This window comes from Polaromonas sp. UC242_47, assembly GCF_044452385.1.
Lineage (GTDB): Bacteria > Pseudomonadota > Gammaproteobacteria > Burkholderiales > Burkholderiaceae_C > Polaromonas.
In genome coordinates this window covers 3,193,713-3,216,613 of sequence record NZ_JBIOAO010000001.1, presented here as the reverse complement: position 1 = coordinate 3,216,613, position 22,901 = coordinate 3,193,713, and the positions used below count along the sequence as shown (strand labels likewise).

Here is a 22,901-nt window from a genome sequence, read left to right as displayed (position 1 = left end):
TTTATTTGGTTATCATTAGCTAACAACTCCTCCGGGCACCCAAAAGGCACCACACCAATGGCCGAAAAAAAAGGCTCTTCCAGCGAAAAGACCCTGTATTGCTCCTTCTGCGGCAAAAGCCAGCACGAGGTCAAAAAGCTCATTGCAGGGCCTTCGGTCTTCATCTGCGATGAATGTATAGACCTGTGCAACGAAATCATCCGTGACGAGTTGCCCGCCGGGGAAGATGTGCGTGAAACGCGTGGCGACCTGCCGACGCCGCTGGAGATCAAGACCACGCTGGACGGTTATGTGATTGGCCAGGAACCGGCCAAACGCACGCTGGCCGTGGCGGTCTACAACCACTACAAACGCCTGCGTCACAAGGACAAAGCCAAAAAAGACGACGTTGAGCTGACCAAGAGCAATATCTTGCTGATCGGCCCGACGGGCTCCGGCAAGACCTTGCTGGCCCAGACCCTGGCCCGCACGCTCAACGTTCCTTTTGTGATGGCCGATGCCACCACCTTGACCGAAGCCGGTTATGTGGGTGAAGACGTTGAAAACATCATTCAGAAACTGCTGCAAAGCTGCAACTACGAAGTCGAGCGCGCGCAGCAGGGCATTGTCTACATCGACGAAATCGACAAGATTTCGCGAAAGTCCGACAACCCGTCCATCACGCGTGACGTGTCGGGCGAGGGTGTGCAGCAGGCGCTGCTCAAGCTGATCGAGGGCACCATGGCCTCTGTGCCGCCGCAGGGCGGGCGCAAGCACCCGAATCAGGACTTCCTGCAGGTGGACACCACCAACATCTTGTTTATCTGCGGTGGCGCGTTCTCGGGGTTGGAAAAAGTCATCGAAAACCGCACCGAGGCATCGGGTATTGGTTTTGGTGCCATCGTCAAAAGCAAAAAATCCCGTAGTCTGACCGAGTCGTTCAAGGATGTGGAGCCGGAAGACCTGATCAAGTTTGGCCTGATCCCCGAGCTGGTGGGTCGTATGCCCGTCGTGGCGACCCTGGCAGAACTGACCGAAGACGCCCTGGTGCAGATCCTGACCGAGCCGAAAAACGCGGTCGTTAAGCAGTTCAGCAAGCTTTTGTCCATGGAAGGTGTGGACCTGGAAATTCGCCCCTCGGCGCTCAAGGCGATTGCCCGCAAGGCGCTGGCCCGCAAGACGGGGGCGCGTGGTTTGCGTTCGATTCTGGAGCAGTCCCTGATCGACACCATGTTTGACCTGCCCAACACCAGCAACGTGGAAAAGGTGGTGGTTGACGAGTCGACGATTGAAGAAAACAAGGCACCATTGCTGGTGTACCGTGAAGCCGCCAAACAGGCGTGAAGCCGTCAACGCGGCGAGTTGCGACGATATTGGTGATGCCTGGCGCGGCATAAATCTGCGCCAGGCTTGAAAACCAGCCGCGGCTCCCCACGTTGGAGTTGATTGTTTTCACCCAACCATGAAAGCCCGTTCACGAGATCGCGGGGCGGGGCTTTCATTCAAGGTCTACCTTTAAGGTTCATATGTCCGCACAAACTACATTGCCTTCCAGCCCGATCGAGCTGCCGCTTTTACCCCTGCGCGATGTGGTGGTGTTTCCCCACATGGTGATCCCGCTGTTTGTGGGGCGTCCGAAAAGCATCAAGGCCCTGGAATCCGCGATGGAAGCCGAGCGCCGCATCATGCTGGTGGCCCAGAAAGCCGCCGCCAAGGACGAGCCTTCCGTGGAAGACATGTTCGAGGTCGGTTGTGTCGCCACGATTTTGCAGATGCTCAAACTGCCGGACGGCACGGTCAAGGTCCTGGTGGAAGGCCAGCAACGCGCCAGGGTCAACAAGATCGACGAAGGCGAGTTTCACTTCACGGCCAACGTGACACCGGCCGAGCCCGCCGTGGCCGAGCCTGGCGACAAGTCCAGCGAAATTGAAGCCTTGCGCCGGGCCGTGATGCAGCAGTTTGACCACTACGTCAAACTGAACAAAAAAATTCCGCCTGAAATCCTCACCTCGATTTCCAGCATCGATGATGCCGGCCGCCTGGCAGACACCATTGCCGCGCACTTGCCGCTCAAGCTTGACGCCAAACAGGTCATTCTGGACCTGGACAATGTCAAGGCCAGGCTGGAAAACCTGTACGAACAACTCGAGCGTGAAGTCGACATCCTCAATGTCGACAAAAAAATCCGCGGTCGCGTCAAGCGCCAGATGGAGAAAAACCAGCGCGATTTTTACCTGAATGAACAGGTCAAGGCGATCCAGAAAGAACTCGGTGAAGGCGAAGAGGGCGCTGACATCGAAGAGATCGAGAAAAAGATCAAGACGGCCAAAATGCCGCAGGAAGCCCGCAAGAAGGCTGAAAGCGAGTTGAAAAAACTCAAGCTGATGTCGCCCATGTCCGCCGAGGCAACCGTGGTGCGCACTTACATCGATGTGTTGACCGGCCTGCCATGGAGCAAGAAAACCAAGATCAAGCACGACCTGGCGAATGCCGAGGCCGTTCTCGACGAGGATCACTACGGCCTGGAAAAGGTCAAGGACCGCATCGTTGAATATCTCGCGGTGCAGCAACGCGTCGACAAACTCAAGGCGCCTATCCTGTGCCTGGTCGGCCCTCCGGGTGTCGGCAAGACATCGCTGGGCCAGTCGATCGCCAAAGCCACCGGCCGCAAATATGTGCGTATGGCGCTGGGCGGCATGCGTGACGAGGCCGAGATTCGCGGCCACAGGCGCACCTATATCGGTGCGTTGCCGGGCAAGGTTTTGCAAAGCCTGTCCAAGGCCGGCACACGCAATCCGCTGTTCCTGCTGGACGAGATCGACAAACTTGGCACCGACTTCCGTGGCGACCCTTCCAGCGCTTTGCTGGAGGTGCTGGATCCCGAGCAGAACCACACTTTTGGTGACCATTATGTGGAGGTCGATTTCGACCTGAGCGACGTGATGTTTGTGGCGACCTCCAACTCCATGAACATTCCGCCGGCCCTGCTGGACCGCATGGAAGTGATCCGGTTGTCCGGCTACACCGAAGACGAAAAAACCAGCATCGCCATGCGTTACCTGCTGCCCAAGCAGCTCAAGAACAACGGTGTCAAGGACGGTGAGCTGGACATCCAGGAGCAGGCGGTTCGCGACATCGTGCGTTATTACACGCGTGAAGCCGGGGTGCGTTCCTTGGAGCGTGAGCTCTCCAAAATCTGCCGCAAGGTGGTCAAGGCGATCCAGCTGAAAAAGATGGCACCCAAGGTCATCGTCACGGCCGACAACCTCAATGATTTCCTGGGTGTGCGCAAGTACGACTACGGCCGCGCCGAGAACCACAACCAGGTTGGCCAGGTGGTGGGTCTGGCCTGGACCGAAGTCGGCGGCGATCTGCTGACGATTGAAGCGGCCATGATGCCCGGTAAGGGTGTGATCACACGCACCGGTTCGCTGGGCGACGTGATGAAAGAGTCGGTGGAGGCTGCACGCACCGTGGTGCGTAGCCGGGCGCGGGTGCTGGGCATCAAGGACGAGATGTTCGAGAAGCGCGACATCCACATTCACGTGCCTGACGGCGCCACGCCCAAGGACGGCCCGAGTGCGGGCGCGGCCATGACCACGGCTTTTGTGTCTGCCATCACCGGCATTCCGGTGCGGGGTGATGTGGCCATGACCGGTGAAATCACATTGCGCGGTGAGGTCACGGCGATTGGCGGGCTCAAGGAAAAACTGCTGGCCGCGCTGCGCGGCGGCATCAAGACCGTGATCATTCCGGAAGAAAATGCCAAGGACTTGCAGGAGATTCCCGAGAACGTGAAAAACGGTCTGGAGATCGTGCCGGTCAAATGGATCGACCAGGTGCTGCAGATCGCGCTGGTGCGCCAGCCTGTGCCTTTGCCTGAGGATGAATCGGCTGTTGCGCCCGCGGCTGCTGCGGTTCCGGCCGCCGAAGTTCTGGGCAGCGTCACGCATTAAGCAAAGTTTTTTCGCCCCTGTTTGCAGGGGTGCAAAAATCTACGCTATAATTCGAGGCTGATAACGCGGGAGTAGCTCAGTTGGTAGAGCGCAACCTTGCCAAGGTTGAGGTCGAGAGTTCGAGACTCTTCTCCCGCTCCAATTCAAAAGGGCAGCACGTCAAAATGCTGTCCTTTTTCATTGGCGCCACAGTGATCGCGTTGTGGCAGATGCAGAGAATAATTAGTCATAACAAGGCGCGGTAGCAAAGCGGTTATGCAGTGGATTGCAAATCCATCCAGGGCGGTTCGACTCCGCCCCGCGCCTCCAGAATTTGCGTTTGATTTTGTTGGTCATCAAGGCCTCGTCAGTCGATTTGGCGAGGCTTTTTTGTTTCACAATAGGTGCCCTGCCCGGGTGGTGAAATTGGTAGACACATCGGACTTAAAATCCGCCGCTTCCTTAATCGGGGCGTACCGGTTCGATTCCGGTCCCGGGCACCAAACGGCCGTTTTCTGATGTGTCGAAGAACCCCCAACCCACCCGCCCGCAATGCCATGGCCACGCCGTGGCAGCGCTCATTTCAGGCTGCAACTGGTTAAGATAGATTCCATGGCCCGCTACAACACCCCTCCCTTTGAAATTCACGTCCACGGCGAAGTGCTGCTGCGCGATGATGTTGGCTTCGAGCAGTTGCAGGAGGCACTGAAGCCGCTGTGGACCTATGCGGGTGCCAAGTCATTGGCCGGCGGCGCCGCCAGCGTGTACGAGGAGGAGCCCGGCATACGTTTCGATGCACAGCAGCATCTGCTGCAGCTGTGCTGGACCGTTCCCGGCGACGAGGATTTCCGGCAAGTGCTCGATGAGGTTTGCATGGCTCTGAACGAGTTGGCACTCAGCGGCGCACCGATCGAAGTCACGTTTTACGATGCAGACTTTGACGAGGATGAAGAGCGCGATGGCGCCGAGGCCAGGGACGACTTCGTGATGTATTTTGTGGGTCCGACGCCTGCAGCCATCATGCAGGTTCAGCGTGATCTGCTGGTGCAGGACATGATCGGGCTGATGGAGCGTCATTTCGACGCCGCCGAACTGGGTGACGTGGTCTCGGCTGTGGATAAATTGTTTGAGCGGCGTTTTGAAACGCTGGTCAACTCCATGCAGCTGGGCCGGCCGCCGCGCGGCATGGGCGGGCCACAGGGCGGCTCCGGCCACGGTGGCGGCGGGCGCAAGCCGCGGCACCTGCACTAAGCGCTTCTGCGGCGTTGCCGGGCCGTCTCTGGCCTGGCTGGCGCCTTATTTCTTTTCGGGCTTGAAGCCCAATCCTGCCAGATAAATATCCACCACGTCCTGGCCGACGGCGGCCAAGTCGAAGGCTGTGCTGTCCAGCAGCCAGTTCTGGATCAGGCCGTCAAGGATGGCGTGCAGTCCTTGCGCGACCGTGGAAGCGGGCGCCGTCAGTGTCAAGGCCTGACGTTCGGCGGCGTCAAGCAATCCGCTCTCGACCTGTTGCAAAAACTCATGGCGCACCGTCAGGTGGCGCAAACGCACCGCCTGCAGCTCGTCCACGTACTCGACCTTGTGGGTGGCGACTTCAAACACCCGGCGCGTGTGCGGGTCGGTGGCGATGTGAACCAGTGCTTTGCGTATGCCATCGCAGATACGCGCCAGCGGGTCGGTTTGTTCGTCCCGCATCACGTTGTCAAAAGATTGCTCCAGGGGCAGGGTGACCCGTTCCATCATGGCGTTGAACAGATCGGCCTTGTCCTTGAAGTGCCAATAAATGGCGCCCCGGCTGGTGCCGGCCTGTTTGGCAATGTCATTGAGCGAGGTGCGAGAGACGCCCTGGGCCTGAAACAGCAGTTCGGCCGCGTCCAGCAGGCTGTGGCGGGTGGCCAGCGCATCTTCTTTTGTCCTACGAGCCAAGGTGGGGTCCTGTGATCTAATTTTGTGAGGGTCTAAATATACATTCACAAATGTATGTAAAATCCGATGTTCACAGAAAACCGGGGTTTTGGCCAAGCTTTTTTTCAAACAGCTTTTCCAGCCTTCCTCTTTTTCCTCCTGCCCAGCCATTCTTCAAGGAAGCAGCATGCCTATGTCGAGCCCGATCCAGCCCTCTTTACCCGCTCCATCCCAGCCCAAAAACTTCAAGCGCCAGCATCTCCTGGCTGTAGCGGTGTTGACCGTCCTGATGGCGGGTTGCGGCAAAAGCGGTGATGGCCATGGGCCAGGCGCCGGCGGTGCGCCGCCGCCGGCCGAAGTCGGCGTGGTGACGGTCAGCCAGAAGGATGTGGGCCTGGTCACGGAACTGCCGGGTCGGCTGGAAGCCTCTCGCGTGGCGCAGGTGAGGGCACGCGCCGCGGGCATTTTGCAAAAGAGGCTGTTCAAGGAAGGCAGTGATGTCAAGGCCGGGCAGCCCTTGTTCACGATCGATTCCGCGCCTTATGCGGCCCAGGTCGCCAGTGCCAAGGCCAGCCAGGTGCGTGCCGAAGCCAATCTGGCTCAAGCAGCGGCGCTGGCCGAGCGTTACAAGCCGTTGGTCGCCGCCAACGCCGTGAGCAAGCAGGAATATGCCAGCGCGGTGGCGGCGCAAAAGCAGGCCGAGGCCGATGTGGCCGTGGCCAAGGCCAGCGTGCAAACCGCCACCATCAACCTCGACTATGCCCATGTGACCGCACCCATCTCAGGCCGTATCGGCCGTGCGCTGGTCACCGAAGGTGCTTTGGTCGGGCAGGGTGACGCCACCCAGCTGGCCGTGATCCAGCAGATCAACCCGATGTACGTCAACTTCACGCAGTCGGCGACCGAGGTGATGGCGTTGCGCAACGCCCTGGCCAACGGCCAGTTGAAACGCGCCGAAGGCCCCCAGGCGGCCAGCGTGCGCATCATGCTGGAAGATGGCAGCGAATATGCCACGCCCGGCCGCCTGCTGTTTTCTGACCTGACCGTTGATCCCACCACCGGCCAGATCACCTTGCGCGCCGAGGTGCCCAACCCTAAGGGCGAGTTGCTGCCAGGTCTGTACGTGCGTGTGCGTCTGGAGCAGGCGCAGGCCATGGCTTTCACCGTGCCGCAGCAAGCGGTGACACGCACGTCGCAGGGTGACACCGTGATGGTGGTAGGCGCGGACGGCAAGGTCAGCCCGCGCACGATCAAGATCAGCTCCGCCAAAGGCAACCAGTGGGTGGTGCTGGATGGCCTGAAAGACGGCGACAAAGTCATGGTGGACGGCTTCCAGAAATTGCAGCCTGGCGCTACGGTCAAGCCCGTGGCCTGGCAAGCCCCGGGCGCCACGCCGGCTGCCGCCGCACCTGCAGCGACAGCTTCCGCGCCATCGGCTGCCAAAGCCACAGAGCCCGCCGCTTCCGCGGCCGCGAAATAAGGAGCGCAAGGCATGGCCAAGTTTTTTATCGATAGGCCGATTTTTGCCTGGGTGATCGCGCTGTTCATCATCGTGATGGGCAGTGTGGCGATCACGCAGTTGCCCATCTCCCAGTACCCGCCGGTGGCCCCGCCGGCCATCATCATCAACACCGCCTATCCCGGCGCCTCGGCCCAGACGCTGGAGGACAGCGTCTTGTCCGTGATCGAGCGCGAGATGAACGGCTCCCCCGGTCTGATTTACATGGAATCGGTGGCCCAGGCGGACGGCACCGGCTCCATCACCATCAGTTTTGAGCCCGGCACCAACGCTGATCTGGCGCAGGTGGACGTGCAGAACCGCCTGTCGCGCGCCACGCCGCGTTTGCCGCAGGCCGTGACGCAGCAGGGTGTGCGCGTTGACAAGTCGCGCTCGAACTTCCTGCTGTTCACCATGTTGTCCTCGGACAATCCGGCCATCGATCCCGTGGCGCTGGGCGACTACGCTTCGCGCAACATCGTGCCTGAACTGCAGCGCCTGCCTGGTATCGGCCAGGCCCAGTTGTTCGGTTCCGAGCGTGCCATGCGGATCTGGATAGACCCGGCCAAGCTGGCCGGCTTCAAGCTGTCGTCGGCGGAGGTGACCGCCGCCATCCGTGCGCAAAATGCGCAGGTGGCCTCGGGCACGATTGGTGACTTGCCCAACATCACGGGTCAGGGGATTGCCGCCACGGTGGTGGTCAACGGCCAGTTGGCCGACGTCAAGCAGTTCGGCAACATCATCTTGCGTGCCAATACCGACGGCTCGACCGTGCGGCTCAAGGACGTGGCGCGTATCGAACTCGGCGGTCAGACCTATGCAACGGCGGCGCGACTCAACGGCCAACCGGCCGTGGGTATCGGCGTCCAGCTGTCGCCCAGCGGCAATGCGCTGGCTTCGGCCAAGGCGGTTCGCGCGCGCATGGCCGAGCTGGAGCGTTATTTCCCCGAAGGCGTGAAATGGAGCATTCCTTACGACAGCTCGCGTTTCGTGAAAATTTCGATCACGCAGGTGGCCGAGACTCTGTTTGAAGCGGTGGCGCTGGTGTTCCTGGTGATGTTCCTGTTCCTGCAGAACTGGCGCTACACGGTGATTCCAACCATCGTGGTGCCGATTGCGCTGCTGGGTACTTTCGGGGCCTTGCTGGCCCTGGGCTTTTCGATCAACGTGTTGACGATGTTCGGCATGGTGCTGGTGATCGGCATCGTGGTGGATGATGCGATCGTGGTGGTGGAAAACGTCGAGCGCATCATGAGCGAGGAGGGCTTGCCCCCGCTCGAAGCCACCCGCAAGGCCATGAAACAGATCTCGGGCGCCATCATCGGCGTGACCGTGGTGCTGATCTCGGTGTTTGTACCGCTGGCGTTTTTTACCGGCTCGACCGGCAACATCTACCGCCAGTTCTCGGCGGTGATGGTCGTGGCCATCGGCTTCTCGGCCTTCCTGGCGCTGTCGCTGACACCGGCCTTGTGCGCCACCTTGCTCAAGCCGGTGGAAGCCGGGCATCACCACGAAAAGACGGGCTTTTTCGGCTGGTTCAACCGTGGTTTTTCGCGAACCGCCAAGGGTTATGAGGGTGTTGTTGCACGCGTCCTGAAACGTGCTGCGCGTTACCTCGTGATCTACGTCGCCATCATCGGTGCGGTGGCCGTGGTTTATATGCGCTTGCCGACCTCTTTCCTGCCGGGCGAAGACCAGGGCAATATTTTGGTCAACGTGCAACTGCCGCCGGGTGCGACGCAGGAACGCACGGTGTCGGTGATGGAAAAGGTCGAGGGTTACCTCCTCAAGCAGCCTGAAGTCCAAAGCATGGTCAGCGTGGTGGGTTTCAGCTTCTCGGGCCAAGGCCAGAATGCGGCCCTGGCTTTTGTGACGCTGAAAGACTGGTCCGAGCGCAAAGGCCCGGGACAATCCGCCGACGCACTGGCGGGCCGGGCATTTGGGGCGCTTTCCGGGATTCGTGATGCCTTCATCTACCCGCTCAGCCCACCACCGATTCCCGAGCTCGGTTCGGCCAGCGGTTTCACTTTCCGCTTGCAGGACCGTGGTGGCGCCGGTCATCAGGCGCTGGTCAATGCGCGCAACCAGTTGCTGGGCATGGCCGCCAAAAGCCCGGTGCTGGCGCAGGTGCGTCCGGACGGCCTGGAAGACGGACCGCAATTGCAGATCGACATCGATAGAGACAAGGCCAATGCGCTGGGTGTGTCTTTTGATGCTATCAACAGCACCTTGTCGACGGCGCTCGGTTCCAGCTATGTGAATGACTTCCCGAATCAGGGACGTCTGCAGCGTGTGGTGGTGCAGGCCGATGCGCCGGCGCGTATGCAGCCCGACGACCTGCTGAAGCTCAATGCGAGCAACAGCCAGGGCCAGGCGGTGCCGCTGTCGGCTTTTGCCAGCACGCGCTGGGTGACGGGCGCGCAGCAGACCGTGCGTTACAACGGTTATCCCGCGATGCGTATTTCCGGCTCAGCCGCTCACGGTTACAGCTCGGGCGCGGCGATGACCGAGATGGAAAATCTGGCGAAGAAGCTTCCGTCTGGTTTCGGTTTCGAGTGGACCGGCCAGTCGCGTGAGGAAAAACTCGCCGGTTCGCAGGCGCTGATTCTGTATGGCTTTGCCATCCTGGCCGTGTTCCTGTGCCTGGCCGCCTTGTATGAAAGCTGGACCATTCCGCTGTCCGTGATCATGGTGGTGCCGCTGGGTGTGCTGGGCGTGCTGCTGGCGACCTTGTTGCGGGACTACTCGAACGACGTGTATTTCCAGGTCGGGCTGATCACCATCATCGGTTTGTCGGCGAAAAACGCGATCCTGATCATCGAGTTCGCCAAGGATCTGGAGTCACAAGGCAAGAGTGCGATCGAAGCGGCACTGACCGCCGCACATCTGCGTTTCCGTCCCATCATCATGACCTCGCTGGCCTTCATGATGGGTGTGTTGCCGCTGGCACTGGCCTCTGGCGCCGGCTCGGCCAGCCAGCGTGCCATCGGCACCGGCGTGATCGGCGGCATGATCACCGGAACTGCGCTCGCAGTGATTTTTGTACCAGTGTTTTTTGTGGTGGTGCGTACCCTGTTCAAGGGCAGTGCGCGTCAGAGAAAGATCTATGCCGAGCATGCCAGGGCGGCCGGTTTCGACGGAGAAGAAGGACATGAAGGTAAAACCCATGACTAAGACCCGATTGGCGCAATTCCTGTCGGTAAGCGCGGTCGCGCTGCTGGCAGGTTGTTCGATGGCGCCCAAATACGAACGGCCGGACGCGCCGGTGTCCACCGACTGGCCCAGCCTGCGCCTGTCCCGCGGCCTGACGGCTGCGGCGCCCGCCGCGTCGACGGCGGTGCAGGGCGCGACGGCGGCGGCCGAGATCGAGTGGCAGAGTTTTTTCAGCGATCCCAAGTTGCGGCAGCTGATTGAGGCGGCACTGAAAAACAACCGCGACCTGCGTGTGGCCGTGCTCAACATCGAGCAGGCCAGAGCCCAGTTCCAGATCCGGCGCGCCGACCAGTTCCCCACGGTGGGGGTGGGCGCCACAGGGATGCGCCAGCCCAACGGCACAGGCGGGACCACCAGCGTGTACACCGCCGGCCTGGCGACAACGTCTTACGAACTGGACTTTTTGGCCGGGTGGCCAGCCTGAAAGACGCCGCGCTGTCGCAGTACCTGGCGACCGAAGAAGGCCGCAAGACCACGCAGATCGGCCTGATTGCCTCCGTGGCCAACACCTACCTCAGCCTGCTGGCCGACGACGAGTTGCTGGCCATCACGCAGCAGACCCTGGTCACACGTGAAGAGTCGTTCAAGCTCAGCCAACTGCGTTTTGACAACGGCGTCAGCTCCGAGCTGGACCTGCGCCAGGCCGAGTCCCTGACGGAAGCTGCACGTATCAGCCTGGCGCAGTTGCAAAGGCAGCGCGCGCAGGATGAAAACCTGCTGACCCTGTTGCTGGGCCAGCCTTTGACCGACGACCTGGCCGTGGCTCTGCCGACGGGGCAGGGCCTGGCCGATGCGGCGGTGATGGTTGACGTGCCGGCCGGTCTGCCCTCGGATCTGTTGACCCGACGCCCGGACATCCGTCAGGCCGAGCAGCAGTTGCTGGCCGCCAATGCCAACATCGGCGCCGCACGTGCCGCGTTTTTTCCGAAGATTTCCCTGACGGCCTCCGCCGGCAGTGCCAGCAACCACCTGTCCGGGCTGTTCAAAAGCGGCACCTATGGCTGGACGCTGGCGCCCCAGCTGTTTTTGCCGCTGTTCGACGCGGGCCGCAGCCGGGCCGGGCTGGACTCGGCCAAGGCCGATCGCGACATTGCCGTGGCGCAGTATGAAAAGGCGATTCAAACCGCTTTCCGCGAAGTCGCCGATGCCCTGGCCGGCCGCGCGACCCTGGGCGAGCAGTTGCGTGCACAACGGGCACAGGCGACGGCCGAGGCCGCACGCTTCAAGCTGTCGGACCTGCGTTACCAAAACGGCATCGCCAGCCAGTTGGACTTGCTGGATGCGCAGCGCTCCTTGTTCGCCGCGCAACAAGCGGTGGTGCAAACCCGGCTGCAGCAGTTGCAAAACCAGGTCACCTTATACAAGACCCTGGGTGGTGGCTGGAAAGAGCCCGCGCCTGCCGTCGCCAGCACGGCAACACCCAGCACCACGCCCTGAGCCAAACCAAAACAACGCGACAGTGTCCATCCACGGGATGGCGCTGCCGCGTTTTTTCGTTTTTATAAGCATTTCAGGGTTCTAGCCCAGGGTGGACGGGCGCAAGAAGCTATTAAATTGGTAGCGTTTTGCCCCGCCGCAGCAGGTCGGGCCAGACCCGGCCCCGTCTCATTCGCCGGTGCCTATTCAGCGGGCTTGCGCAAGGCCGCGATCTGGGCAAAACCTCCCGAGAGAAAAGGGACCAGCAGCTCCAGGATTTGTGTCACATCGTCGGGGTCGGCTTCCCCGTTCGAAAGCAGGCGTATGCGCCCGGTGGGCGAAATTGCGGAAATCATCGCCCCCACGGAAAACAGATAACACCAGGCCAGGGTGGCCTGGTCCAGCTCGGGCAAGGCCAGGCGCAAGACCCGCATGGTCTGGCGCGCGATCGGGTCGGTCAGGGTGCGTGACACGTTGCGCGCGTGCGGTTGCGGGTCGTTCGTGACCTGCGAGATCAGCTGCGCGTAGTGGACGCCGCCCGAGGCCTTGTCCCGGGACAGCAGCACGGTGGGCTCCAGAAAGGCGCGCAACACATCTTCGAGTTCAATCTTGCCGGTGGCGGCCGAGCGTTGCTCCACCTCGTCCAGACGCATCAGGCGCTTGTGGTTGATGGCCATGATGCGGCGCTCCATCACCGCGCCAAACAACAACTCCTTGGCCTTGAAGTGGTACTGCGCCAGAGACACGGACACGCCCGCGCCGTCGGCGATTTGCCGCATGGAGACGCCGTGGTAGCCGCGTTCCGCGAACAAGGCCTCGGCCGCGTCCAGCAGCCGGGTCGGCACATCGGCCTTGGTCATGGGGTTCTCCTGGCAATACTTTTTTTACTGTTCAACTGACCTAATGCTGATCCAAATTTTACCGTTAACTTACCCGAGCGGAGTGCGTGGTTGATAGGAAATCTTGTACAGTTGACCTATAAACTGTACGATTGACCTACTTTTGAGCAAGCCCGGCCAGGTGCCGATGGGGTTTTGGCAATTGCACCGGACCTGGCTACCCCGCCCACTGATTCCTTTACTTTTTGACAGGAGCTTTCATGACCTCTTCGTTCTTGTACCCACGTCCCTGGGCCGCCTTCGCTGCTGCTGCCGCCATGGGCCTGGTGTTGCCGGCCGGCGCCCAGGAGGCCTTTCCCTCCCGCGTGGTGGAACTGATCACGCCTTACGCTGCCGGCGGCGGTGTCAGCGCCATTGCCCGCGTGTATGCCGCCGAAGCGTCCAAGGTCACGAATCAGCAATGGGCGGTGCTGAACAAGGAAGGCGCCGGGGGCGTGGTTGGGTTCACCGCCATGGCCAGGGCCAAGCCGGATGGTTACACCGTTGGTTTTGCACCGGCGTCACCCATGACCAACTCGCCGTTTGTGAACGCCAAGATGCCCTTCAGCAACGACCAGATCGAGCCGGTCTGCCAGGTGTTTGAAAACGTGTTTGCGGTGGCGGTCAAGGACAGCTCGCCGATCAAATCCCTGCCCGAGTTGATCGCCCTGGCCAAAAGCAAGCCGGGTGCCATTTCTTACGGCCATGCCGGACCGGCGTCGGTGCCGCACTTGTCCATCGCCGCCATCGAAAAAAGCAGCGGCATCAAGTTCAACGGCATTCCCTACCGTGGTGACGGCCCGGTGCTGACCGATGTGATGGGGGGCTCGATTGATTTTGCGGTGCCCGCCATTTCTTCGCTGGCCGGTAAAAACCTGCGTGTGCTGGCCGTCTTGTCGGACAAAAAAACACCCGGCCATGCCGGACGCACCCATCGTCACGCAATTCGGTTTCCCGGCCATCAGCCCCGGCCTGAACGGCGTGTATGCGCCTGCGGGCACACCCAAACCGGTGTTGGCCGAGCTGGAAGCGATCTGCAAGAAAGTCGTGGCTTCACCCTCGTTTGCACAAGGCATCAGCGGCTTGCTGCAGACGCCGCAGTATCTGTCGGCCAAACAATTCAAGGCGCGGATTCAGGCCACTTACAAGGTTCACGCCGAGCTGGTGCCTGGCCTGAACATCGAGAAAAACTGAGGACAGGCGATTTATTTATGAGCCGTTTCATCGACATCTCCATGCCTCTGGAAAACGACGTCCAGAGCGACCCGGACATCGCCCGCCCGCGGATTGAATACCTGGGCCACCAGGAAACCATTCCGCGTATCCAGAGCTTTTTTCCACAACTCAAGGCGGAAGACCTGCCGGATGCAGCCGGCTGGGCGGTCGAACGTGTGACCCTGACCACCCACAACGGCACACACCTGGACGCGCCTTACCACTTCCATCCCACCATGAACCACGCGAGTGGCCAGCCCGAGCGCGCCTGGACCATCGACGAGGTGCCGCTGGAATGGTGTTTTGCGCGCGGCGTGAAGCTGGACTTCCGGCATTTCCCCGACGGTTATGTGACCACCGCCGCCGATGTGGAGGCCGAGCTGAAACGCATCAACCACACGCTGGCGCCGAATGACATCGTGGTGGTCAACACCCGGGCGGGCGAGCGTTACGGCCATGCCGACTACATCAACGCCGGTTGCGGCATGGGCCGCGAGTCCACCTTGTACCTGCTGGAGCGGGGTGTGCGCCTGACCGGCACCGACGCCTGGAGTTGGGACGCGCCTTTTCTTTACACGAAAGAAAAAGTCGCGCAAACCGGTGACAACAGCCTGATCTGGGAAGGGCACAAGGCCGGGCGCGACATCGGTTATTGCCACCTGGAGAAATTACACAACCTGGAAGCCTTGCCGCCGCACGGCTTCATCATCAGTTGTTTTCCGGTGAAAGTGCGCGCGGCCTCCGCCGGCTGGACCCGTGCGGTGGCGATTCTGGATGCGCCACCGGGCTTGCTGCCTTGACGCGTGGGCGGGGCGGGTGCTGAACCCGTCTCGCCGGCTTTTATGGATGAAAAGTGCCTGTAGCCCTTGGATGGCGGGCGTAATTTGCTATCAAAAGTGAAGCGACTGAACGGAGATGTCCAGTTGCAGCCAGCGCTGCGCTGCGGCCTGCAGGGTGGCGGTCTGGCCGGTGCTGAACAGTTGGACCTGGCCTGTGCCCGTGGCCACAACATCGGGCGGTAGCGCGGCAGCTTCCAGCCGCAAACGGGTCTGGCGCGCCACAGGCGCACCGGTGTCTATCAACACCACATCCGGCCCCAGCAGCGTACGCAAGGCTGCGCCGGCAAACGGGTAATGCGTGCAGCCCAGCACCAGCGTGTCGATGTCCCCAGGCTTTAAGCCAAACTGGCCCATGGCCCCCGTGTGATGGGCGCAAGCAGCTATTATTTCAGTAGCGTTTTGCGCATCGTCCGCATGAAGCAGACTGTGTTCGATCGCATCGGCCAGGCCGTCGCAAGGCTGCAGCACAAACTCGGCGGGGTCGGACTGGTGAGCCAGCGTGTCCAGCAGGCGCTTGAAGCGGGTGCTGGCCAGGGTGCTGCGTGTGGCCATCACGCCTATGCGCCGGGTCTGGCTGATAGACGCTGCCGGCTTGAGCGCCGGCTCCACGCCGATGATGGGGAGGCCAGGATGTTCGGCACGCAACTGGTCGATGGCCGCCGCCGTGGCGGTGTTGCAGGCAATCACCAGCGCCTGGATGTTTTGCGCAACCAGGTGAGCGGTGAGGGCGCGCGAGCGGGCCAAGACATGGGTATGGTCCCGCTCACCATAAGGCGCGTGGCCGCTGTCGGCGATGTAGATGAAGTTGTCGTGCGGCAGCTCGCTGCGCAGCGCTTTCAGAACGCTGAGGCCGCCTATGCCGCTGTCGAAAACGCCGATTTGGCCCCCACGGTCGCTCACTGCGTGTAGCTCCCGAGGCCTTGCAGGCCGCGGCTCGCGAGACGCTTCGCCTCTGTTGCCTGTCCAAAGCTGCTCAAGCAGCCTTGGAGCCGCAGGCTCCAGCCCCTAGGGGGCCGCTGCGCCTGCGGCCCGGCTAAGCCGGTTCCGCGGCCCCTGCTTGCTAGGGAAGGGGCCTGTGGCATTGCAGGGTCAGGCTGCAGCAACCGCAATGCCCTTGAACTCGCCGGTGGCGATCTTCTTCTGCCACTCGGCCGGGCCGGTGATGTGGGCGCTGGTGCCGCCCGAATCGACCGCCACGGTGACCGGCATGTCGACCACGTCGAATTCGTAAATGGCTTCCATGCCGAGGTCGGCAAAACCCACGACTTCGGCATGTTTGATGGCCTTGGACACGAGGTAAGCCGCGCCGCCCACCGCCATCAGGTAGGCGCTCTGGTGTTTCTTGATGGCTTCAATCGCGACCGGGCCGCGTTCGGCCTTGCCGACCATGGAGATCAAGCCGGTTTGGGCCAGCATCATTTCGGTGAAACCGTCCATGCGGGTGGCGGTGGTCGGGCCGGCCGGGCCCACCGCTTCGCCCTTGACCGGATCGACCGGGCCCACGTAATAAATCACGCGGTTGGTGAAGTCGACCGGCAGTTTCTCGCCCTTGGCCAGCATGTCGGCAATGCGTTTGTGCGCGGCATCGCGGCCGGTCAACATCTTGCCGTTGAGCAGCAGGGTCTGGCCGGGTTTCCAGCTCGCGACTTCTTCTTTGGTCAAGGTGTTGAGGTTGACCTTTTGGCTCTTGACGTAATCCGGCGTCCAGTTGACGTCGGGCCAGGTGTCCAACGAGGGCGGCGTCAGGTAGACCGGGCCGCTGCCGTCCATCACGAAGTGCGCGTGGCGCGTGGCCGCGCAGTTGGGGATCATGGCGACCGGCTTGCTCGCCGCGTGCGTGGGGTACATCTTGATCTTGACGTCGAGCACGGTGGTCAGGCCGCCCAGGCCTTGCGCGCCTATGCCGAGTGCGTTGACTTTTTCAAACAGTTCCAGGCGCAGGGCCTCGACCTTGCTCAGTGCCGCGCCGGAGGCCGCCTTGGCCTGCAGCTCGTACATGTCCAGGTCGTCCATCAGGCTTTCCTTGGCCATCAGCACGGATTTTTCGGCCGTGCCGCCTATGCCTATGCCCAGCATGCCGGGCGGGCACCAGCCGGCGCCCATGGTCGGTACGGTTTTCAGCACCCAGTCGACGATGGAGTCGCCGGGGTTGAGCATGGCCATCTTGCTTTTGTTTTCGCTGCCGCCGCCTTTGGCCGCCACGGTGATGTCGACCTTGTTACCCGGCACGATTTCCGTGAAGATCACGGCCGGCGTGTTGTCCTTGGTGTTTTTGCGGTCGAATTGCGGGTCGGCCACAACCGAGGCGCGCAGCGTGTTGTCGGGGTGGTTGTAGCCCTGGCGCACGCCTTCGTTGATGGCGTCGTCGATGCTGCCGCTGAAACCTTCCCAGCGCACATCCATGCCGACTTTCAGAAACACGTTGACGATGCCGGTGTCCTGGCAGATAGGCCGCTGGCCGGTGGCGCTCATCTTGCTGTTGGTCAGGATTTGCGCAATCGCGTCTTTTGCCGCCGGGCTTTGTTCGCGCTCGTAGGCGCGCGCCAGGTGGGCGATGTAGTCGGCCGGGTGGTAGTAGCTGATGTATTGCAGGGCGGCGGCAACGGATTCGATGAGGTCGGCTTGTTTGATGGTCGTGGTCATGGCTTTTCGTGAGGTGGTGCAAGTCCCACTCAATGGGAATTGCTTTTATTTACGGCTATGCTGGGAACTTCAACCCTCTATTTTGACAGGTCAGGCGAACACCATGAACACCTCCGCGGACACCCGTACAGAACATGACACTTTTGGGCCCATCACCGTGCCCGCCGAACGTTTGTGGGGGGCGCAAACCCAGCGTTCCTTGCAGAACTTCGACATCTCCGGCGAGCAGCAGCCGCGCGAGATCATCCGGGCGCTGGCGCAGGTCAAACGCGCGTCGGCGACGGTGAATCTGGCGTTAGGCCTGCTGGAGGGCAACAAGGCGCAGGCGATTGTGGCCGCGGCCGACGAGGTGATCGCCGGCCACCATGAGCGCGAGTTTCCGCTGGTGGTCTGGCAGACCGGCTCGGGCACACAAACCAATATGAACGTCAACGAGGTGCTGGCGAATCGCGCCAGCGAGTTGTTGGGTGGCGCACGCGGCGAGGGCAGACGCGTGCACCCGAACGATGACGTGAACCGCAGCCAGTCGTCCAACGATGTGTTTCCGACGGCCATGCACGTGGCGGCGGTCGACGCGATCCGGCACAAGTTGCTGCCGGCCATCGCCAAGTTGCGCGGCACGCTGGCGCAAAAGGCGCAGGACTTTGAGCGCATCGTCAAGATAGGCCGCACGCATTTGCAGGACGCCACACCGCTGACCCTGGGCCAGGAGTTCTCCGGTTATGTGGCCCAGCTGGAACACGGCGAAAAACATCTGCGTGACGCCTTGCCCCATCTGTATGAACTGGCGCTGGGCGGCACGGCGGTGGGCACGGGGCTGAATGCGCCCAAGGGTTATGCCGAACAGGTGGCGGCCGAGCTGGCCAGCCTGACCGGTTTGCCCTTTGTGACGGCGCCCAACAAGTTTGAAGCCATGGCCTCCTGCGATGCGCTGGTGCATGCCCATGGCGCGCTCAAGACCTTGGCCGCCAGCATGATGAAAATCGCCAACGATGTGCGCTGGCTGGCCAGCGGGCCACGCAGCGGCATTGGCGAGTTGTCGATTCCTGAAAACGAACCCGGCTCCTCCATCATGCCGGGCAAGGTGAATCCGACGCAGAGCGAAGCCGTCACCATGTTGTGTTGCCAGGTGTTCGGCAACGACGTGGCCATCAACATGGGCGGCGCGTCGGGCAATTTCGAGTTGAATGTGTTTCGCCCCATGATTGCCCACAACTTCCTGCAGTCGGTGCGTTTGCTGGCCGACGGCATGTCGAGTTTCAACGACCATTGCGCGGTCGGCATAGAGCCGAACCGCGACCGCATTGCCGAGCTGGTGAACCGTTCGCTGATGCTGGTCACGGCGCTGAATCCCCACATCGGTTACGACAAGGCCGCGTTTATCGCCAAAAAAGCGCACGCGGAAGGCACCAGCCTGCGCGAGGCCGCCATCGCCTCCGGCCATGTCACGGCCGAGCAGTTCGACCAGTGGGTGGTGCCCGCACACATGACCGGGCGTTGATGCGCAGGCGCTGAATCGTGCCTTGCTGAAACAGCGCAAGAAGCTATCAATACGATAGCTTCTTGCGCAGGTGGTGTAAGGGCTGTAGCCTTATTTTTCTTGAACATGGGCGGCGGTGCGGGCTTGCGCGATCCAGCCGTCAAACAGCTGCTGGTGCGCCTTGATCCAGCCGTCGGTGTGGCGCACGATGTCTTTCTGGCTGTTCTCGCCGTCCTGCATGTGCCGGTTTTGCGTGCTGATGTCGCTGATCGGCAGCGCCATGACTTCAAACAGTTTGCCGGCGGCCGGGTTTTGTTCGACGAAGGTCTTGTTGGCCACGATGTATTCGTTGTTCAGCGGAAAGCCATAGTTCTTGCCATTGGACAGCTGGGTGTCGGTGCCGGTCTGCACGCCGGGCATGGCGGAGAAGGGCACTTGCAGCCACACCACGTCCTGGCCCGGACGCAGCACGTTGCTGAGCCAATAAGGCGTCCACGCGTAGTAAAGCACGGGCTTGCCCTGCTTGAAGCGGCTGACCGTGTCGGCAATCAGCGCGGCGTAGTTGCCCTGTATGTAGGTCACGGTATCGCGCAGTTTGAAGGTGGTGAGCTGGTGCTCGATCACGGCTTCGCCGCCCCAGCCGGCGCTGGCGCCGACCAGGTCGGCCTTGCCGTCGCCGTTGCTGTCAAACAGCTTGGCCAGTTTGGGGTCGCTCAGCTGGCTGATGTGGGTGATTTTGTATTCGTCGGCGGTCTTCTTGTCGATCAGGTAGCCCTGCACCGCGCCGGCCGAATAAACGCCCTTGCGCGACATCTTGGCGTCGCCACCCGCGCTTTTGTAGAACTCGGCGTGGTGCGGATTCCAGTGGTTGGCAATGAAGGTCGCATCGCCGTTGGCCACGGCAAGGTGCGCGGCCGGGTAGTCGACTTCCTTGATGGGCAACACGTCGTAGCCGAGCTGTTGCAGCGCGCGGCTGACCAGCAGGGTCTGGAAGGTTTCTTCGGCGAGTGCACTTTGCAGCGGCTGCACCTTGATGCCCTTGCCGGGCAGGTCTTGCGCCTGCGCCGCGCCGGTCAGGCCGAACGCCAGGACGCTGGTGGCGAGCAGGCTGCGTGCGAAAAATCGGATCTTGGTCATGTAGTGATGGCTCCTGTTGTGATGAGGACATGCGGGGCTCACTGGCCCGAGGTCGACAGTTGTGGGGATGGCGCGGCGCTTGTGTCGGCAGCTTGGGCGCCGCGCTGCAGCAGGCGTTGCAGCAGGCGCAGCAGCAGCCCGGCCGGACCGGTGTGCCACCAGTGGCGCACGCCGCGGCGCGGCTGGCCCAGCGACTGGGTGATGCGGTCCAGCGTGATGGCCAGCAGCACGATGCCCAGGCCGCCCACGGTGGCCAAGCCCATGTCCAGGCGGCCTATGCCGCGCAGCACCATCTGGCCCAGGCCGCCGACGGCAATCATGGAGGCGATCACCACCATGGACAGCGAGAGCATCAGCGTCTGGTTGATGCCGGCCATGATGGACGGCATGGCCAGCGGCAACTGCACCTTGGTGAGCATCTGCCAGGGCGAGGCGCCATAGGCGCGCGCCGCCTCGATCAGGTCGGGCCGCACCTGGCGGATGCCGAGGTTGGTCAGGCGCACCAGCGGCGGCAGCGCGAAGATGGTGGTCACGATCACGCCGGGCACGTTGCCGATGCCGAACAGCATCACCACCGGCACCAGGTAGACGAAGGCCGGCGTGGTCTGCATGGCGTCGAGCAGCGGGCGCAGGACGCGCTGGGCGCGGTCGCTGCTGGCCAGCAAAATGCCCAGCGGCAGGCCTAGGCACAAGCAGAACACCAGCGAGGTCAGCACCAGCGAGAGCGTCACCATGGCCTCGGGCCAGATGCCCAGCATGGCCACCAGCAGCAGCGCCAGCACGGTGCCCACGGCCAGCGCGCGGCCGGCGAATTGCCAGGCCAGCAGACCGATGAGCGCGATCATGGCCAGTGCGGGCACGCTTTGCAGCAGGCCTTCGACACTGCCCAGCGTGCTGTCTATGGGTGCGCGAATGGTCTGGAAGAAGGGGCGGAAATTCTCCACCACCCAGCCCAGGCCCTGGTTGATCCAGGATTCGATGGGCAGCGAGCCGTCCCACAGCTGCTGCAGCTGAAAGCCGTTGACGGCGGCCGAGGGGTCGAGTGTGCCGGCGGCGTCCAGGGCGCTGGCTTGGGCATCAATCCAGTCGCTGCCCACGGTGGCATTAGCCCAGGGGTCGCTGTCTGCCATGGGTGCGGGCGCTGGGCTGTCCCACGGCGATGGCTGGGCCGTGACGGCTGGTGTGCTGTTGGCCCAAGGATTGGTCTCGACCAGCGGCGGCAGCGTTGCCGTGGCATCGAAGCCGGCGGCGAGTTCGGAATTGGTTTGTGTATCGTTCATGTGCGTCAACCTTGTAGTCAGTGCGCCGCAGCGGCGGAGGAGGTGGTCACGGAGGTGGCAGGGTTGACCAGCGTGGACTCTAGCGGCGGCGTGTCGCGGTCGAGAAAGCGCAGCAGTGTGGTCTTGCTGATGGCGCCGCAAAAGCGCCCGCCCTCGGTCAGCACCGGCACGGCGTGGGGTGCGTGCGCCACCTGGCCGAACAGGTCGGCCACGGGGGCGTCCACCGCAATCGGCTGTACCCCGCTCAAGTAGGCGTGCTGCAGGCCGAGCGGGCCGACATGGCCGCGCAGCGCCTCGCGCAGTGAGTCGGCCGAGACCATGCCCAGGTATTGCTGCGTGGGGCTGACCACGTAGGCGTATTCGCGGTCCTGCTCTTCGAGCAGTTGCAGCGCGGCGCGCGCGCCGCGCTGGCTGTGTTCGGACACCACGGTGAAGGCCTTGCGCGCGATGTCGCCGGCCTTGAACACCGCCGCCGCGTCCACGCCACGCACAAAGCTGCGCACATAGTCGTTGGCCGGGTTGCGCAGGATCTCGTCGGGCGTGCCGACCTGCACCACCTGGCCGTCTTTCATGATGGCGATGCGGTCGCCAATGCGCATGGCTTCATCCAGGTCGTGCGAGATGAAGACGATGGTGCGGCGCTTGACCTGCTGCAGGCGCAGTAGTTCGCTTTGCATCTCGGTGCGGATGATGGGGTCCAGCGCAGAGAAGGCCTCGTCCATCAGCAAGATGGATGGATCGGACGCCAGCGCGCGCGCCAGGCCGACACGTTGCTGCATGCCGCCCGACAACTCGTCCGGGTAACTGGCGCCCCAGCCGGCCAGGCCGACTTGCTCCAGCGCCTGGTCGGCCAGCGCATGGCGCTCGGCGCGGCTGACGCCGGCCAGTTCCAGCCCGAAGGCCGTGTTGTCCAGCACGGTGTTGTGCGGCATCAGCGCGAAGGACTGGAACACCATGCTGATGTCCTTGCGGCGCAGGGCGCGCAACTGGCTGTCGCTCAGTGCGCCGATGTCGTGGCCGTCGACCAGGATGCGGCCTGCCGTGGGTTCAATCAGCAGGTTGAGCATGCGCACAAGGGTGGATTTGCCCGAGCCTGACAGGCCCATGATGACAAAAATTTCACCGGCCGCGATGGTGAAACTGGCGTCGAACACGCCGATGGAGTGGCCGGTACGGGCCAGGATGTCCTGTTTGCTCAGGCCCTGGCGGACGAGGTCCATGGCGTGTTCGGGCTCGTCGCCGAAAACCTTGAAGACGTGGTCGATGCGAATTTCTTTTGCCATGCGCTTGGGCTCCTTGTTAAGAAGAGTGGACAAAGCGCCGCCATGAATGACGACTGCTGCGAACCGCAGCCGCGCCATCGGCCTTGTGCTCGGGCCAGACGCAGACCATCCGGCCAAGCCGCAAGGCCGCCGGAAGGCACTGAAGACGACAAATTGACGAAGCCAGAGCCTGTCCAACGTTCAATCCGGATCAGCGCGCT

The 22,901-nt window shown here is 62.2% G+C and carries 14 protein-coding genes, 3 tRNA genes and 2 pseudogenes; 12 read left to right on the top strand and 7 right to left on the bottom strand.

Features of this window, described 5'->3' with window-relative positions; genetic code table 11:
- Positions 1-57: 57 nt before the first annotated feature.
- From clpX to ACHMXK_RS15540, 6 genes are all read left to right on the top strand, one after another.
- On the top strand, positions 58-1,323 hold the full coding sequence (gene clpX / locus ACHMXK_RS15565) for an ATP-dependent Clp protease ATP-binding subunit ClpX (RefSeq protein WP_397441448.1): 1,266 nt from the start codon (positions 58-60) through the stop codon (positions 1,321-1,323).
- Positions 1,324-1,505: 182 nt separating this feature from the next.
- Entirely contained in the window at positions 1,506-3,935 is a 2,430-nt protein-coding gene (lon, locus tag ACHMXK_RS15560) for an endopeptidase La (protein WP_397441447.1), read from the top strand.
- A 65-nt stretch (positions 3,936-4,000) separates the two neighbouring features.
- A tRNA-Gly gene (locus tag ACHMXK_RS15555) sits at positions 4,001-4,076 on the top strand.
- A gap of 94 nt (positions 4,077-4,170) precedes the next feature.
- A tRNA-Cys gene (locus ACHMXK_RS15550) sits at positions 4,171-4,244 on the top strand.
- Between the two features lie 81 nt (positions 4,245-4,325).
- A tRNA-Leu gene (locus ACHMXK_RS15545) sits at positions 4,326-4,417 on the top strand.
- A gap of 109 nt (positions 4,418-4,526) precedes the next feature.
- On the top strand, positions 4,527-5,165 hold the full coding sequence (locus tag ACHMXK_RS15540; RefSeq protein ID WP_397441446.1) for a DUF6806 family protein: 639 nt from the start codon (positions 4,527-4,529) through the stop codon (positions 5,163-5,165).
- A 45-nt stretch (positions 5,166-5,210) separates the two neighbouring features.
- Here ACHMXK_RS15540 and ACHMXK_RS15535 read toward each other — a convergent pair whose 3' ends face one another.
- Positions 5,211-5,840, bottom strand: coding sequence for a TetR family transcriptional regulator (locus ACHMXK_RS15535; protein WP_397441445.1), 630 nt, complete (start codon positions 5,838-5,840; stop codon positions 5,211-5,213).
- 172 nt (positions 5,841-6,012) lie between these two features.
- Between ACHMXK_RS15535 and ACHMXK_RS15530 the strand changes: the two genes are divergently transcribed.
- The 3 genes and pseudogenes from ACHMXK_RS15530 to ACHMXK_RS15520 all read left to right on the top strand — a co-directional run bounded on the left by ACHMXK_RS15530 (position 6,013) and on the right by ACHMXK_RS15520 (position 11,967).
- Complete coding sequence (locus ACHMXK_RS15530; protein WP_397442540.1) at positions 6,013-7,299, top strand: efflux RND transporter periplasmic adaptor subunit; 1,287 nt, start codon at positions 6,013-6,015, stop codon at positions 7,297-7,299.
- A 12-nt stretch (positions 7,300-7,311) separates the two neighbouring features.
- Positions 7,312-10,491 (top strand): efflux RND transporter permease subunit, encoded by a 3,180-nt coding sequence (locus tag ACHMXK_RS15525; protein WP_397441444.1) that lies wholly within the window; start codon positions 7,312-7,314, stop codon positions 10,489-10,491.
- Positions 10,484-11,967, top strand: a pseudogene (locus ACHMXK_RS15520) (efflux transporter outer membrane subunit). The gene ACHMXK_RS15525 and the pseudogene ACHMXK_RS15520 overlap by 8 nt, the downstream one beginning before the upstream one ends.
- Before the next feature lie 182 nt (positions 11,968-12,149).
- Here ACHMXK_RS15520 and ACHMXK_RS15515 read toward each other — a convergent pair.
- A complete protein-coding gene (locus ACHMXK_RS15515) occupies positions 12,150-12,806 on the bottom strand; it encodes a TetR/AcrR family transcriptional regulator (RefSeq protein WP_397441443.1) in 657 nt (218 codons plus the stop codon).
- Positions 12,807-13,045: 239 nt separating this feature from the next.
- Here ACHMXK_RS15515 and ACHMXK_RS15510 point away from each other — a divergent pair.
- Together ACHMXK_RS15510 and ACHMXK_RS15505 are read left to right on the top strand one after the other, a co-directional pair.
- Positions 13,046-13,720: pseudogene (locus tag ACHMXK_RS15510) on the top strand (Bug family tripartite tricarboxylate transporter substrate binding protein); the annotation flags it as partial.
- 315 nt (positions 13,721-14,035) lie between these two features.
- Positions 14,036-14,839, top strand: coding sequence for a cyclase family protein (locus ACHMXK_RS15505; protein WP_397442538.1), 804 nt, complete (start codon positions 14,036-14,038; stop codon positions 14,837-14,839).
- Between the two features lie 90 nt (positions 14,840-14,929).
- On the opposite strand, the gene murI is transcribed toward ACHMXK_RS15505, so the two are convergent.
- Positions 14,930-15,778: a glutamate racemase gene (murI, locus tag ACHMXK_RS15500; protein WP_397441442.1), complete on the bottom strand. Its 849-nt coding sequence runs from the start codon at positions 15,776-15,778 to the stop codon at positions 14,930-14,932.
- 189 nt (positions 15,779-15,967) lie between these two features.
- The gene (locus ACHMXK_RS15495; protein WP_397441441.1) at positions 15,968-17,521 is read right to left on the bottom strand and encodes a fumarate hydratase; all 1,554 of its coding nucleotides are present in this window, start codon (positions 17,519-17,521) and stop codon (positions 15,968-15,970) included.
- A 103-nt stretch (positions 17,522-17,624) separates the two neighbouring features.
- On the opposite strand from ACHMXK_RS15495, the gene fumC reads away from it, so the two are divergent.
- Positions 17,625-19,022, top strand: a complete 1,398-nt coding sequence (fumC, locus tag ACHMXK_RS15490) for a class II fumarate hydratase (RefSeq protein ID WP_397441440.1) — start codon at positions 17,625-17,627, stop codon at positions 19,020-19,022.
- Between the two features lie 90 nt (positions 19,023-19,112).
- Here the strand turns inward: fumC and proX are convergent, their stop codons facing one another.
- From proX to proV, 3 genes are read right to left on the bottom strand one after another with little or no spacing between them, the layout of a single operon-like run.
- Positions 19,113-20,138 carry a glycine betaine/L-proline ABC transporter substrate-binding protein ProX gene (gene proX, locus ACHMXK_RS15485; RefSeq protein ID WP_397441439.1) on the bottom strand — a complete coding sequence of 342 codons (1,026 nt, stop codon included), beginning with the start codon at positions 20,136-20,138 and terminating at the stop codon, positions 19,113-19,115.
- A 38-nt stretch (positions 20,139-20,176) separates the two neighbouring features.
- A complete protein-coding gene (gene proW, locus ACHMXK_RS15480) occupies positions 20,177-21,418 on the bottom strand; it encodes a glycine betaine/L-proline ABC transporter permease ProW (protein ID WP_397441438.1) in 1,242 nt (413 codons plus the stop codon).
- Between the two features lie 17 nt (positions 21,419-21,435).
- A complete protein-coding gene (gene proV, locus ACHMXK_RS15475) occupies positions 21,436-22,701 on the bottom strand; it encodes a glycine betaine/L-proline ABC transporter ATP-binding protein ProV (protein WP_397441437.1) in 1,266 nt (421 codons plus the stop codon).
- Between the last annotated feature and the right edge of the window lie 200 nt (positions 22,702-22,901).

Coding starts and splice junctions, on each gene's coding strand:
- clpX (WP_397441448.1), top strand. CDS start 58: ATGGCCGAAAAAAAAGGCTCTTCCAGCGAAAAGACCCTGTATTGCTCC.
- lon (WP_397441447.1), top strand. CDS start 1,506: ATGTCCGCACAAACTACATTGCCTTCCAGCCCGATCGAGCTGCCGCTT.
- ACHMXK_RS15540 (WP_397441446.1), top strand. CDS start 4,527: ATGGCCCGCTACAACACCCCTCCCTTTGAAATTCACGTCCACGGCGAA.
- ACHMXK_RS15530 (WP_397442540.1), top strand. CDS start 6,013: ATGTCGAGCCCGATCCAGCCCTCTTTACCCGCTCCATCCCAGCCCAAA.
- ACHMXK_RS15525 (WP_397441444.1), top strand. CDS start 7,312: ATGGCCAAGTTTTTTATCGATAGGCCGATTTTTGCCTGGGTGATCGCG.
- ACHMXK_RS15515 (WP_397441443.1), bottom strand. CDS start 12,806: ATGACCAAGGCCGATGTGCCGACCCGGCTGCTGGACGCGGCCGAGGCC.
- ACHMXK_RS15505 (WP_397442538.1), top strand. CDS start 14,036: ATGAGCCGTTTCATCGACATCTCCATGCCTCTGGAAAACGACGTCCAG.
- ACHMXK_RS15495 (WP_397441441.1), bottom strand. CDS start 17,521: ATGACCACGACCATCAAACAAGCCGACCTCATCGAATCCGTTGCCGCC.
- fumC (WP_397441440.1), top strand. CDS start 17,625: ATGAACACCTCCGCGGACACCCGTACAGAACATGACACTTTTGGGCCC.
- proX (WP_397441439.1), bottom strand. CDS start 20,138: ATGACCAAGATCCGATTTTTCGCACGCAGCCTGCTCGCCACCAGCGTC.
- proW (WP_397441438.1), bottom strand. CDS start 21,418: ATGAACGATACACAAACCAATTCCGAACTCGCCGCCGGCTTCGATGCC.
- proV (WP_397441437.1), bottom strand. CDS start 22,701: ATGGCAAAAGAAATTCGCATCGACCACGTCTTCAAGGTTTTCGGCGAC.